General features: G+C 56.9%; 14 protein-coding genes. All 14 read left to right on the forward strand.

Translation table 11 applies throughout. The annotated features are described in order from the left end of the window. Positions 1-7 precede the first annotated feature (7 nt). The 14 genes from mnmG (at position 8) to glmU (ending at position 12980) form a co-directional block, all read left to right on the forward strand. Positions 8-1900 carry a tRNA uridine-5-carboxymethylaminomethyl(34) synthesis enzyme MnmG gene (gene mnmG / locus BW43_RS21540; protein WP_032885197.1) on the forward strand — a complete coding sequence of 631 codons (1893 nt, stop codon included), beginning with the start codon at positions 8-10 and terminating at the stop codon, positions 1898-1900. After that, positions 1897-2541 carry a 16S rRNA (guanine(527)-N(7))-methyltransferase RsmG gene (gene rsmG, locus BW43_RS21535; protein WP_032885159.1) on the forward strand — a complete coding sequence of 215 codons (645 nt, stop codon included), beginning with the start codon at positions 1897-1899 and terminating at the stop codon, positions 2539-2541. The genes mnmG and rsmG overlap by 4 nt, the downstream gene beginning before the upstream one ends. An 18-nt stretch (positions 2542-2559) precedes the next feature. Beyond that, positions 2560-3357, forward strand: a complete 798-nt coding sequence (locus BW43_RS21530; protein ID WP_032885161.1) for a ParA family protein — start codon at positions 2560-2562, stop codon at positions 3355-3357. A 9-nt stretch (positions 3358-3366) separates the two neighbouring features. Then, entirely contained in the window at positions 3367-4239 is an 873-nt protein-coding gene (locus BW43_RS21525; protein WP_016970690.1) for a ParB/RepB/Spo0J family partition protein, read from the forward strand. Positions 4240-4387: 148 nt separating this feature from the next. After that, positions 4388-4795, forward strand: a complete 408-nt coding sequence (locus BW43_RS21520) for a F0F1 ATP synthase subunit I (protein WP_010565865.1) — start codon at positions 4388-4390, stop codon at positions 4793-4795. Positions 4796-4811: 16 nt separating this feature from the next. After that, positions 4812-5681, forward strand: coding sequence for a F0F1 ATP synthase subunit A (gene atpB / locus BW43_RS21515; protein WP_032885163.1), 870 nt, complete (start codon positions 4812-4814; stop codon positions 5679-5681). Between the two features lie 133 nt (positions 5682-5814). Continuing rightward, entirely contained in the window at positions 5815-6072 is a 258-nt protein-coding gene (atpE, locus tag BW43_RS21510) for a F0F1 ATP synthase subunit C (RefSeq protein WP_002555987.1), read from the forward strand. A gap of 56 nt (positions 6073-6128) precedes the next feature. Continuing rightward, the gene (locus BW43_RS21505; RefSeq protein ID WP_008439543.1) at positions 6129-6599 is read left to right on the forward strand and encodes a F0F1 ATP synthase subunit B; all 471 of its coding nucleotides are present in this window, start codon (positions 6129-6131) and stop codon (positions 6597-6599) included. 12 nt (positions 6600-6611) lie between these two features. Then, positions 6612-7148, forward strand: coding sequence for a F0F1 ATP synthase subunit delta (locus BW43_RS21500; protein ID WP_032885165.1), 537 nt, complete (start codon positions 6612-6614; stop codon positions 7146-7148). Between the two features lie 21 nt (positions 7149-7169). Further along, complete coding sequence (gene atpA / locus BW43_RS21495) at positions 7170-8714, forward strand: F0F1 ATP synthase subunit alpha (protein ID WP_003177064.1); 1545 nt, start codon at positions 7170-7172, stop codon at positions 8712-8714. Positions 8715-8764: 50 nt separating this feature from the next. Next, positions 8765-9625 carry a F0F1 ATP synthase subunit gamma gene (gene atpG / locus BW43_RS21490; protein ID WP_010565870.1) on the forward strand — a complete coding sequence of 287 codons (861 nt, stop codon included), beginning with the start codon at positions 8765-8767 and terminating at the stop codon, positions 9623-9625. Positions 9626-9652: 27 nt separating this feature from the next. Beyond that, on the forward strand, positions 9653-11029 hold the full coding sequence (gene atpD / locus BW43_RS21485; protein ID WP_003177062.1) for a F0F1 ATP synthase subunit beta: 1377 nt from the start codon (positions 9653-9655) through the stop codon (positions 11027-11029). Positions 11030-11073: 44 nt separating this feature from the next. Further along, positions 11074-11490, forward strand: coding sequence for a F0F1 ATP synthase subunit epsilon (locus BW43_RS21480; protein WP_032885166.1), 417 nt, complete (start codon positions 11074-11076; stop codon positions 11488-11490). 122 nt (positions 11491-11612) lie between these two features. After that, a complete protein-coding gene (gene glmU / locus BW43_RS21475) occupies positions 11613-12980 on the forward strand; it encodes a bifunctional UDP-N-acetylglucosamine diphosphorylase/glucosamine-1-phosphate N-acetyltransferase GlmU (RefSeq protein WP_032885167.1) in 1368 nt (455 codons plus the stop codon). Positions 12981-13122: the final 142 nt, after the last annotated feature.

Here is a 13122-nt window from a genome sequence, read left to right on the forward strand (position 1 = left end):
GTGCGTGGTGGATTTCCCTTCCCGTTTTGAAGTGATCGTCATCGGCGGCGGTCATGCCGGTACCGAGGCAGCACTGGCGTCAGCACGCATGGGCGTAAAAACCCTGTTGCTCACGCACAACGTGGAAACCCTCGGTGCAATGAGTTGCAACCCCGCCATTGGTGGTATCGGCAAAAGCCATCTGGTCAAGGAAATCGACGCCCTTGGCGGCGTAATGGCCATGGCAACCGATAAGGGTGGTATTCAATTTCGCGTTCTCAACAGCCGCAAAGGCCCGGCAGTGCGCGCCACTCGGGCACAAGCTGACCGCATTCTGTACAAGGCTGCTGTACGTGAAACCCTGGAAAACCAGCCGAACCTGTGGATATTTCAACAAGCAGCGGATGACCTGATCGTCGAACAAGACGTGGTGAAGGGCGTTGTCACCCAAATGGGTCTGCGCTTCTTCGCAGAATCTGTGGTTTTGACCACCGGAACCTTCCTTGGCGGACTTATCCACATCGGAATGCAGAATTATTCCGGTGGCCGTGCCGGTGATCCTCCGTCGATTGCCTTGGCAAAACGCCTGCGTGAATTGCCGCTGCGTGTCGGTCGCCTGAAAACCGGAACCCCGCCGCGTATCGACGGGCGTTCTGTGGATTTCTCGTTGATGACTGAGCAAGCGGGCGATACGCCGATCCCGGTGATGTCGTTCATGGGTTCCAAGGAGCAACACCCCAAACAGGTGAGTTGCTGGATTACCCACACCAATGCCCGAACTCACGAGATCATTGCCGCGAACCTCGACCGTTCGCCGATGTATTCCGGTGTGATCGAGGGGATTGGCCCGCGCTATTGCCCATCGATCGAAGACAAGATCCACCGCTTTGCCGACAAGGAGAGCCATCAGGTCTTCATCGAACCCGAAGGCCTGACTACTCACGAGCTGTACCCGAACGGGATATCTACTTCCCTGCCGTTCGACGTGCAAATCCAGATCGTGCAATCGATTCGCGGCATGGAAAACGCACATATCGTGCGACCTGGCTATGCCATCGAGTATGACTACTTCGATCCTCGTGATCTGAAGTACAGCCTGGAGACCAAAGTGATCGGCGGGCTGTTCTTCGCCGGCCAAATCAATGGCACAACCGGTTACGAAGAAGCTGGCGCCCAAGGTTTGCTGGCCGGGACCAACGCCGCATTGCGTGCACAAGGCAAAGACAGTTGGTGCCCGCGTCGCGATGAAGCGTACATCGGTGTGTTGGTGGACGACCTGATTACCCTGGGTACCCAGGAACCGTACCGGATGTTCACTTCTCGGGCGGAATACCGTCTGATCCTGCGCGAAGACAACGCCGACCTGCGGCTGACCGAAAAAGGCCGCGAACTGGGGCTGGTCGATGACGTGCGCTGGGAAGCCTTCTGCAAAAAACGTGAAAGCATTGCGTTGGAAGAGCAGCGCCTGAGAGGCACTTGGGTTCGCCCCGGTACCGAACAAGGTGATGCAATTGCCGAGAAATTCGGCACGCCGCTGACTCACGAGTACAACTTGCTGAACCTGCTGTCACGTCCGGAAATCGACTACGCTGGCTTGGTCGAAGTGACGGGCGGCGGCGCAGAAGATCCACAGGTTGCCGAGCAGGTCGAAATCAAGACGAAGTACGCCGGTTACATTGACCGGCAGCAGGACGAGATTGCTCGTCTGCGCGCCAGTGAAGACACCAAGCTGCCTGTGGATATCGACTACACCGGGATTTCCGGGCTTTCGAAAGAAATTCAGAGCAAGCTGGGGATAACTCGACCAGAAACCCTGGGTCAGGCTTCACGTATTCCCGGCGTCACCCCGGCAGCCATTTCGCTGTTGATGATTCATTTGAAAAAACGCGGCGCGGGCCGTCAGTTGGAGCAAAGCGCTTGAGTTCGTTGGTCACCCTGCAACACGCCGAAGAGTTATCCACAGGTGCACGCCAATTGGGCGTCGATCTGACGTCCGCCCAGCATGAGTTGCTGTTGGGCTACCTAGCCCTGTTGATCAAATGGAACAAGGCTTACAACCTCACGGCAGTGCGCAATCCCGATGAGATGGTGTCCCGGCATTTGCTCGACAGCTTGAGCGTGATGCCATTTATTCAAAACGGTCGCTGGTTGGATGTGGGCAGTGGCGGCGGCATGCCAGGTATCCCTTTGGCCATCCTGTTTCCCGAGTCCCAAGTGACCTGCCTGGACAGCAATGGCAAGAAAACCCGCTTCCTGACCCAGGTCAAACTCGAACTCAAGCTGGATAACCTTCACGTTATCCACAGCCGTGTCGAAGAATTCACGCCTGAATTGCCTTTCAACGGAATTGTTTCCCGGGCGTTCAGCAGCATGGAGAACTTCAGCAACTGGACACGCCACCTGGGTGACCGCGATACCCGCTGGCTGGCAATGAAGGGCGTCCATCCGAGTGATGAGCTGTTAGCATTGCCGGCAGACTTCCACCTCGATAGCGAACACGCCTTGGCCGTACCCGGTTGCCAAGGCCAACGCCATCTGCTGATACTGCGCCGCACGGCATGATTGGGAACACAAGCAAGAATGGCTAAGGTATTCGCGATAGCGAACCAGAAAGGTGGCGTGGGCAAAACCACCACCTGCATCAACCTCGCAGCATCCTTGGTCGCTACCAAGCGACGGGTGCTGTTGATCGATCTCGATCCACAGGGCAACGCCACCATGGGTAGCGGTGTGGATAAACACGGTCTGGAAAACTCGGTCTACGACTTGCTGATCGGCGAGTGTGACCTGGCCCAGGCCATGCACTATTCCGAGCATGGCGGTTATCAATTGCTGCCGGCCAACCGCGATCTGACTGCGGCGGAAGTGGTGTTGCTGGAAATGCAGATGAAAGAAAGCCGTCTGCGCAGCGCCTTGGCGCCGATCCGCGAGAACTATGATTACATTTTGATCGATTGCCCACCGTCGCTGTCGATGCTGACGCTCAATGCGTTGGTGGCTGCCGATGGGGTGATTATCCCCATGCAGTGTGAGTACTACGCACTGGAGGGTTTGAGCGACCTCGTGGATAACATCAAGCGTATCGCCGAATTGCTCAACCCAAACCTGCAGATCGAAGGCCTGCTGCGGACCATGTTCGATCCGCGCCTGAGCCTGATGAACGATGTGTCGGCACAGCTCAAGGAACACTTCGGCGAGCAGCTTTACGACACCGTGATTCCGCGCAATATCCGTTTGGCCGAAGCGCCAAGCTATGGCATGCCTGCGTTGGCGTATGACAAATCGTCCCGTGGCGCCATCGCCTACCTGGCTCTGGCTGGCGAGATGGTTCGCCGCCAACGCCGCAACTCCCGCACCGCTGCAGCCCAGCCAACTTAAGGAATCCCCATGGCCGTCAAGAAACGAGGTCTCGGACGTGGACTGGATGCACTGTTGAGTGGTCCGACCGTCACATCGCTTGAAGAACAAGCGGTGCAGGCCGACGAGCGCGAGCTGCAGCACCTGCCTCTGGACTTGATCCAGCGCGGCAAATACCAGCCACGCCGTGACATGGATCCCCAGGCGTTGGAGGAACTGGCCAATTCGATCAAAGCTCAAGGCGTGATGCAGCCGATCGTGGTGCGCCCGATTGGTGGCGGTCGTTTTGAAATCATCGCCGGTGAACGCCGCTGGCGCGCCAGTCAGCAGGCCGGCAAAGAGACCATTCCCGCGATGGTGCGTGATGTGCCTGATGAAACGGCGATCGCCATGGCGTTGATCGAGAATATTCAACGCGAAGACCTCAATCCGATCGAAGAAGCGATCGCCTTGCAGCGCCTGCAGCAAGAATTCCAGCTGACGCAGCAACAAGTGGCCGAAGCGGTGGGTAAGTCCCGCGTCACCGTGTCCAACTTGCTACGCCTGATCGCTTTGCCGGAAGTCATCAAGACCATGTTGTCCCATGGCGATCTGGAAATGGGCCACGCCCGTGCTTTGCTCGGTTTGCCGGAAAATCAACAGGTTGAAGGGGCGCGACACGTTGTCGCACGAGGGCTTACCGTTCGTCAGACTGAGGCCTTGGTTCGCCAGTGGCTCAGCGGCAAACCTGCACCGGTCGAAACGGCCAAACCCGATCCGGATATCGCGCGTCTCGAGCAGCGCCTGGCCGAGCGCCTGGGCTCTGCGGTACAAATTCGCCACGGCAAGAAAGGCAAAGGGCAATTGGTCATCGGATATAACTCCCTTGATGAGCTTCAGGGTGTCCTTGCCCACATCCGCTGAAACATTTGCTTATGTAGCGTGTGATCGGAAATCACTACCCGGCAGTTGAATAGGGGCAGAACCGCCCCTATACTCTGCGCGCATTTTGTCGGCACAAATTATGCCAAGTTATTGATTTCCGGCAGCCGACTATTGAGGAGCAAGAGTGATGGAAACCCGCACGCCAAACACGTTGCCCTTCCATCGCTTGGCTGTTTTTCCGGTTTTATTGGCTCAATTTGTCATTTTGCTAATCGCCGCATTGGCGCTTTGGTACTGGCATGGAGTCGTAGCCGGATATTCGGGACTTTGCGGAGGCCTGATAGCCTTGCTGCCCAATATGTATTTTGCTCACAGGGCCTTTCGGTTTTCCGGCGCCCGAGCAGCCCAGGCTATCGTCCGGTCTTTTTATGCCGGCGAGGCGGGGAAACTGATTTTGACGGCAGTGCTGTTTGCACTGACCTTTGCAGGTGTGAAGCCATTGGCGCCGCTGGCTGTATTCGGCGTCTTCGTGTTGACCCAACTGGTCAGCTGGTTCGCTCCCCTGCTAATGAAAACAAGACTTTCGAAACCTTAGGGCGTTTGAGGCAACCATGGCAGAAACAACCGCTTCGGGCTATATCCAGCACCACTTGCAGAACTTGACCTTCGGTCAGCTTCCCAACGGCGGCTGGGGCTTTGCCCACTCCGCAGCAGAAGCCAAAGAAATGGGCTTCTGGGCTTTCCACCTGGATACTCTGGGCTGGTCGGTCGCTTTGGGTCTGATCTTCGTCCTAATTTTCCGCATGGCGGCGAAGAAGGCGACTTCCGGTCATCCAGGTGCTTTGCAGAACTTCGTTGAAGTATTGGTCGAATTCGTCGATGGCAGCGTGAAAGACAGCTTCCATGGCCGTAGCCCGGTGATTGCACCGTTGGCACTGACCATCTTCGTCTGGGTGTTCCTGATGAACGCCGTCGACTTGATCCCGGTTGACTGGATTCCTCAGTTGGCCATGGCGATTTCCGGCGACCCGCATATTCCATTCCGTGCCGTATCGACCACTGACCCGAACGCTACCCTGGGCATGGCCCTGTCGGTATTCGCGCTGATCATTTTCTACAGCATCAAGATCAAGGGCATCGGCGGCTTCATCGGCGAATTGACCCTGCACCCGTTCGGCAGCAAGAACATCTTTGTTCAAGCCCTGCTGATCCCGGTGAACTTCCTGCTGGAATTCGTGACCCTGATCGCCAAGCCGATCTCCCTGGCCCTGCGACTGTTCGGCAACATGTATGCCGGCGAGCTGGTGTTCATTCTGATCGCTGTGATGTTCGGCAGCGGCCTGCTCTGGCTTAGCGGCCTGGGCATTGTTCTGCAGTGGGCGTGGGCTGTGTTCCACATCCTGATCATCACCCTGCAGGCCTTCATCTTCATGATGCTGACCATCGTCTACCTGTCGATGGCGCACGAAGAGAACCATTAAGACCAGTCTCGACTAGTCTGATGTCCTTCCCGGTGAAACGGGAAGGTGGCCCACCAGGGCTATGAAACGATTTGTTTTACCGCTTTAAAATCTAAAAAACCTAAACCATACGACGTAAAAGTCGGGAGGAAAGATGGAAACTGTAGTTGGTCTAACCGCTATCGCTGTTGCACTGTTGATCGGCCTGGGCGCCCTGGGTACTGCCATTGGTTTCGGCCTGCTGGGCGGCAAATTCCTGGAAGGCGCAGCGCGTCAGCCAGAAATGGTTCCAATGCTGCAAGTTAAAATGTTCATCGTCGCCGGCCTGCTCGACGCCGTGACCATGATCGGTGTTGGTATCGCTCTGTTCTTCACCTTCGCGAACCCTTTCGTTGGTCAACTCGCCGGTTAATCACTCGTCTTTTCGAGTGATTGGTGTGTTGTGCAACGAATGAGCGAGGTATTGGCGTGAACATTAATGCAACCATTATTGGTCAGTCCTTAGCGTTCTTGATTTTTGTCGTTTTCTGCATGAAGTTCGTATGGCCTCCGGTCATCGCAGCTCTGCACGAACGTCAGAAGAAGATCGCGGATGGACTGGACGCTGCAGCACGAGCAGCTCGCGACCTGGAGTTGGCCCAAGATAAAGCGGGTCAACAACTGCGCGAAGCGAAAGCTCAAGCAGCCGAAATCATTGAGCAAGCCAAGAAACGCGGTAACCAGATCGTTGAAGAGGCTGTTGAAAAAGCCCGTATCGACGCTGACCGTGTGAAGGTTCAGGCTCAGGCCGAGATCGAGCAGGAACTGAACGGTGTCAAAGACGCGTTGCGTGCCCAACTGGGTGCTCTGGCCGTCGGCGGTGCTGAGAAGATCCTGGGTGCCACAATCGATCAAAACGCGCACGCGGAGCTGGTTAACAAACTGGCTGCTGAAATTTAAGCGAGGGCGATCATGGCAGAATTGACCACGTTGGCCCGACCTTACGCTAAGGCAGCCTTCGAGCACGCCCAGGCCCACCAGCAGCTGGCCTCTTGGTCAGCCATGCTCGGCCTGGCTGCAGCAGTGTCGCAAGACGACACCATGCAGCGCGTGCTCAAGGCCCCGCGACTGACGAGCGCAGACAAGGCCGCCACTTTTATTGAAGTGTGCGGCGACAAGTTTGATGTGAAAGTGCAGAACTTCTTGCACGTCGTTGCCGAAAACGACCGTCTCCTGCTTCTGCCGGAGATTGCCGCTCTGTTCGACCTGTACAAGGCCGAGCAAGAGAAATCGGTAGACGTTGAAGTCACCAGTGCTTTTGCATTGAACCAAGAACAGCAAGACAAACTCGCCAAGGTTCTCAGTGCACGACTCGACCGGGAAGTGCGCCTGCAAGTTGCGGAGGATGCCACCCTTATTGGTGGTGTCATCATTCGCGCCGGCGACCTGGTTATCGATGGCTCGATTCGCGGCAAACTCGCGAATCTTGCCGAAGCATTGAAATCTTGAGTTTGAAGGGGCAGCAGAGCAATGCAGCAACTCAATCCTTCCGAAATAAGTGAAATTATCAAGGGCCGCATCGACAAGCTCGATGTGACCTCCCAAGCCCGTAACGAAGGCACTGTCGTCAGCGTATCTGACGGCATCGTGCGGATTCACGGTCTGGCCGACGTTATGTACGGCGAGATGATCGAGTTTCCGGGCGGCGTCTACGGTATGGCCCTCAACCTGGAGCAAGACTCCGTAGGTGCCGTTGTATTGGGCGCATACACCAGTCTTGCTGAAGGCATGAGCGCCAAGTGCACAGGCCGCATCCTGGAAGTTCCGGTTGGTAAGGAACTGCTGGGTCGCGTAGTCGACGCACTGGGTAACCCTGTTGACGGTAAAGGTCCACTGGGCAACACCGAGACCGACGCGGTCGAGAAAGTTGCTCCAGGCGTGATCTGGCGTAAGTCGGTAGACCAGCCTGTACAGACTGGCTACAAGGCTGTCGATGCCATGATCCCTGTCGGCCGTGGCCAGCGTGAGCTGATCATCGGTGACCGTCAGATCGGTAAAACCGCTCTGGCAATCGACGCGATCATCAACCAGAAGAACAGCGGCATTTTCTGCGTCTACGTAGCTATTGGTCAGAAGCAATCGACCATCGCCAACGTGGTTCGCAAGCTGGAAGAAAACGGCGCCCTGGCCAACACGATCATCGTGGCTGCCAGTGCTTCGGAATCTCCTGCGCTGCAATTCCTGGCACCGTACTCCGGTTGCACCATGGGTGAATTCTTCCGCGACCGCGGTGAAGACGCGCTGATCGTTTATGACGATCTGTCCAAGCAAGCAGTGGCTTACCGCCAGATTTCCCTGCTGCTGCGCCGTCCACCAGGCCGTGAAGCTTACCCAGGCGACGTGTTCTATCTCCACTCCCGTCTGCTGGAGCGTGCATCCCGCGTTTCCGAAGAGTACGTAGAGAAGTTCACCAACGGCGCAGTGACCGGCAAAACCGGCTCCCTGACCGCTCTGCCGATCATCGAAACCCAGGCTGGCGACGTTTCCGCGTTCGTTCCGACCAACGTGATTTCCATCACCGACGGTCAGATCTTCCTGGAATCGGCCATGTTCAACTCGGGCATCCGCCCTGCAGTGAACGCCGGTGTTTCGGTATCCCGTGTGGGTGGTGCCGCTCAGACCAAGATCATCAAGAAGCTCTCCGGTGGTATCCGTACCGCTCTGGCTCAGTACCGTGAATTGGCGGCATTCGCCCAGTTCGCTTCTGACCTGGACGAAGCGACCCGTAAGCAACTTGAGCATGGTCAGCGCGTTACCGAGCTGATGAAGCAGAAGCAATACGCCCCAATGTCGATCGCTGACATGGCGTTGTCGCTGTATGCCGCTGAGCGTGGGTTCCTGACCGACGTTGAAATCGCCAAGGTCGGCAGCTTTGAACAAGCGCTGATTGCTTACTTCAACCGCGATCACGCCGAATTGATGGCGAAGATCAACGTGAAGGGTGACTTCAATGACGATATCGACGCTGGCATGAAAGCCGGTATCGAGAAGTTCAAGGCCACCCAAACCTGGTAAGCCGCAGCGGGAGCCGCAAGGCTCCCGCTTGCTAACCTGATAGGTGTTACATGGCAGGCGCAAAAGAGATTCGCAGTAAGATTGCGAGCATCAAAAGCACGCAAAAAATTACCAGCGCCATGGAAAAAGTGGCGGTAAGCAAAATGCGCAAGGCACAAATGCGCATGGCTGCTAGCCGTCCTTATGCGGAGCGTATCCGCCAGGTAATTGGGCATCTGGCCAACGCCAACCCGGAATACCGCCACCCGTTCATGATCGACCGCGAAGTTAAGCGTGTGGGTTATGTGGTAGTGAGCAGTGACCGTGGTTTGTGCGGTGGTTTGAATACCAACCTGTTCAAGGCCCTGGTCAAGGACATGGCGGTAAACCGCGAAAACGGCGTCGAGATCGATCTGTGTGTTGTTGGTAGCAAGGGTGCGGCCTTTTTCCGTAACTTCGGCGGTAACGTCGTTGCAGCTATCAGCCACCTGGGTGAAGAGCCGTCGATCAATGATTTGATCGGCAGTGTGAAGGTGATGCTGGATGCGTACCTGGAAGGCCGGATTGACCGCCTCTCCGTGGTATCCAACAAGTTCATCAACACCATGACCCAGCAGCCAACCGTGGAGCAATTGATTCCACTGGTGGCGACTCCGGATCAGGAACTCAAGCACCACTGGGACTACCTCTACGAACCAGACGCCAAAGAGCTGCTTGACGGCTTGATGGTGCGCTACGTGGAGTCGCAGGTGTACCAGGCGGTGGTCGAGAACAACGCAGCTGAACAAGCGGCGCGGATGATCGCGATGAAAAACGCTACCGATAACGCCGGTGATCTGATCAGCGATTTGCAGCTGATCTACAACAAGGCGCGTCAGGCTGCGATCACCCAAGAGATCTCGGAAATCGTCGGCGGCGCTGCCGCGGTTTAACGGTTCAAATATTCAGAGGATCCAGCTATGAGTAGCGGACGTATCGTTCAAATCATCGGCGCCGTTATCGACGTGGAATTTCCACGCGACAGCGTACCGAGCATCTACAACGCGCTGAAAGTACAAGGCGCGGAAACTACTCTGGAAGTTCAGCAGCAGCTGGGCGACGGCGTAGTTCGTACCATTGCGATGGGTTCCACCGAAGGCTTGAAGCGCGGTCTGGACGTAATCGACTCTGGCGCAGCCATCTCCGTACCGGTCGGTAAAGCGACCCTGGGCCGGATCATGGACGTACTGGGCAACCCGATTGACGAAGCTGGTCCGATCGACACCGAAGAGCGCTGGGGCATTCACCGTCCAGCACCTTCGTTCGCGGAACAAGCTGGCGGCAACGACCTGCTGGAAACCGGCATCAAGGTTATCGACCTGGTTTGCCCGTTCGCCAAGGGCGGTAAAGTCGGTCTGTTCGGTGGTGCCGGTGTAGGCAAGACCGTAAACATGATGGAACTGATCCGTAACATCGCCATCGAGCACAGCGGTTATTCCGTGTTCGCCGGTGTGGGTGAGCGTACTCGTGAGGGTAACGACTTCTACCACGAGATGAAGGACTCCAACGTTCTGGACAAAGTGGCACTGGTTTACGGTCAGATGAACGAGCCGCCGGGAAACCGTCTGCGCGTAGCACTGACTGGCCTGACCATGGCCGAGAAGTTCCGTGACGAAGGTAACGACGTTCTGCTGTTCGTCGACAACATCTACCGTTACACCCTGGCCGGTACTGAAGTATCCGCACTGCTGGGCCGTATGCCTTCCGCAGTAGGTTACCAGCCGACCCTGGCTGAAGAGATGGGCGTTCTGCAAGAACGTATCACTTCGACCAAGGAAGGTTCGATCACTTCGATCCAAGCGGTATACGTACCTGCGGATGACTTGACCGACCCATCGCCTGCGACCACTTTCGCCCACTTGGACGCCACCGTCGTTCTGTCCCGTGACATCGCTTCCCTGGGTATCTACCCAGCGGTCGATCCACTCGACTCGACTTCGCGCCAGCTGGACCCGAACGTGATCGGCCAGGAGCACTACGACACCGCTCGCGGCGTTCAGTACGTGCTGCAGCGTTACAAAGAACTGAAGGACATCATTGCGATCCTGGGTATGGACGAGCTGTCGGAAGCCGACAAGCAGTTGGTAAACCGTGCTCGTAAGATCCAGCGCTTCTTGTCGCAGCCGTTCTTCGTGGCTGAAGTCTTCACCGGTGCTTCGGGTAAATACGTTTCCCTGAAAGACACCATTGCTGGCTTCAAAGGCATCCTCAACGGTGACTACGACCACCTGCCAGAACAAGCGTTCTACATGGTCGGCGGCATCGAAGAAGCGATCGAGAAAGCCAAGAAACTGTAATCCAGGCGCCCGGAAACGGGCGCTCATCAGGTTGAGGCAATCAGATGGCTATGACAGTCCATTGCGATATCGTCAGCGCGGAAGGGGAAATCTTCTCCGGTCTGGTAGAAATGGTGATTGCACACGGCGAACTCGGTGACCTGGGTATTGCCATGGGCCACGCGCCGTTGATCACCAGCTTGAAGCCAGGTCCGATCACTCTGACCAAGCAAGGCGGGGAACGTGAGGTGTTTTACATCTCCGGTGGTTTCCTTGAGGTTCAGCCGAACATGGTCAAGGTACTTGCCGACACCGTGCAACGTGCTGGCGATCTGGATGAAGCCTCCGCTCAGGAAGCCGTCAAGGCTGCTGAGAAGGCCCTGAACGAAAAGGGTGCGGACTTCGACTACAGCGCTGCTGCTGTACGTCTGGCCGAGGCTGCAGCTCAGCTGCGCACGCTCCAGCAGATCCGCAAGAAGTAAGCGGCTACGCCGTGATGCTTATGCGCGATTGATTAAAAAGGGTAGCCTCGGCTACCCTTTTTCTTTTTTAGCAAAACACATCTTTGGTCTGAAGCCGGACCGTCCAGGATTGGTAGCCATTCATGTCTCTTGAAATCGTCATTCTCGCCGCAGGCCAGGGCACCCGCATGCGCTCGGCCCTGCCCAAGGTGCTGCACCCGGTGGCCGGCAACTCCATGCTTGGCCATGTTATCCACAGCGCCCGGCAGTTGGACCCGCAACGCATCCACGTAGTGATCGGCCACGGTGCCGATGCAGTGCGTGAGCGCTTGGCTGCGGATGACCTGAATTTCGTATTGCAGGACAAACAACTGGGGACCGGCCACGCCACCGCGCAAGCTGTGCCGTTCATTACCGCTGACACCGTGCTGATCCTCTACGGCGACGTGCCGCTGATCGAAGTGGAAACCCTGCAACGCCTGCTTAAGCACGTAGTGCCTGGTCAGATGGGCCTGCTCACCGTGGAACTGGAAGACCCCACCGGCTACGGACGCATCGTGCGCAATGCCGATGGCAAGGTCGCGGCCATCGTTGAGCACAAGGACGCCAGCGAGGCCCAACGTGCCATCACTGAAGGCAATACCGGTATTCTCGCCGTGCCTGGCAACAAGCTCGCCGACTGGATGAGCCGTCTGTCCAACAACAACGCTCAGGGTGAGTACTACCTCACCGACGTGATTGAGATGGCCGTGAGTGATGGCCTGCTGGTAGCTACCGAGCAGCCCCACGACCCTATGGAAGTGCAGGGCGCCAACGACCGCAAACAGTTGGCCGAACTGGAGCGTCACTACCAACTGCGAGAAGGTCGCCGCCTGATGGCTGAGGGCGTGACCCTGCGTGACCCTGCGCGTTTTGACGTACGCGGTGAGGTCACCGTGGGGCGCGACGTGCTGATCGACATCAACGTGATCCTCGAAGGTCGCGTAATCATCGAAGACGACGTAGTCATCGGCCCGAACTGCGTGATCAAGGACAGCACCCTGCGCAAGGGCGTGGTGATCAAGGCCAACAGCCATATCGACGGCGCGGTGATGGGCGAGGGCAGCGATGCTGGCCCGTTTGCTCGGTTGCGTCCGGGCACTGTGATGGGGGCCAGAGCGCATGTCGGCAACTTCGTCGAACTGAAAAATGCACGAATGGGCGACGACGCAAAGGCCGGCCACCTTGCCTACCTCGGCGATGCGGTGATCGGTGCTCGCAGCAACATCGGCGCTGGCGCAATCACCTGCAACTACGACGGCGCCAACAAGTACCAGACCACTATTGGCGAGGACGTATTCATTGGCTCGAATAACTCGCTGATTGCGCCCGTGACGATCGGTGATGGTTCGAACACTGCCGCAGGCTCAACCATTAACCAGGATGTGGATAAATCCCAACTGGCCGTAGCTCGGGCCCGCCAACGCAATATCGACGGCTGGAAACGCCCGGTCAAAATCAAAAAGACCTGAGTTATCCACAGCCTCATCAGTAGTGCTATCCAAATGTGGGAGGGGGCTTGTCCCCGATGGCGGATTTTCAGTCAATGTTCTAGATCGACTGATCGACTGCAATCGGGGGCAAGCCCCCTTCCACATTTGGCCTGCGTTGTTT

It is taken from the genome of Pseudomonas sp. RIT357 (assembly GCF_000632245.1).
Taxonomy (GTDB): Bacteria; Pseudomonadota; Gammaproteobacteria; order Pseudomonadales; family Pseudomonadaceae; genus Aquipseudomonas; species Aquipseudomonas sivasensis.

Coding starts and splice junctions, on each gene's coding strand:
- BW43_RS21530 (WP_032885161.1), top strand. CDS start 2,560: ATGGCTAAGGTATTCGCGATAGCGAACCAGAAAGGTGGCGTGGGCAAA.
- BW43_RS21525 (WP_016970690.1), top strand. CDS start 3,367: ATGGCCGTCAAGAAACGAGGTCTCGGACGTGGACTGGATGCACTGTTG.
- BW43_RS21520 (WP_010565865.1), top strand. CDS start 4,388: ATGGAAACCCGCACGCCAAACACGTTGCCCTTCCATCGCTTGGCTGTT.
- atpB (WP_032885163.1), top strand. CDS start 4,812: ATGGCAGAAACAACCGCTTCGGGCTATATCCAGCACCACTTGCAGAAC.
- atpE (WP_002555987.1), top strand. CDS start 5,815: ATGGAAACTGTAGTTGGTCTAACCGCTATCGCTGTTGCACTGTTGATC.
- BW43_RS21500 (WP_032885165.1), top strand. CDS start 6,612: ATGGCAGAATTGACCACGTTGGCCCGACCTTACGCTAAGGCAGCCTTC.
- atpA (WP_003177064.1), top strand. CDS start 7,170: ATGCAGCAACTCAATCCTTCCGAAATAAGTGAAATTATCAAGGGCCGC.
- atpG (WP_010565870.1), top strand. CDS start 8,765: ATGGCAGGCGCAAAAGAGATTCGCAGTAAGATTGCGAGCATCAAAAGC.
- atpD (WP_003177062.1), top strand. CDS start 9,653: ATGAGTAGCGGACGTATCGTTCAAATCATCGGCGCCGTTATCGACGTG.
- BW43_RS21480 (WP_032885166.1), top strand. CDS start 11,074: ATGGCTATGACAGTCCATTGCGATATCGTCAGCGCGGAAGGGGAAATC.
- glmU (WP_032885167.1), top strand. CDS start 11,613: ATGTCTCTTGAAATCGTCATTCTCGCCGCAGGCCAGGGCACCCGCATG.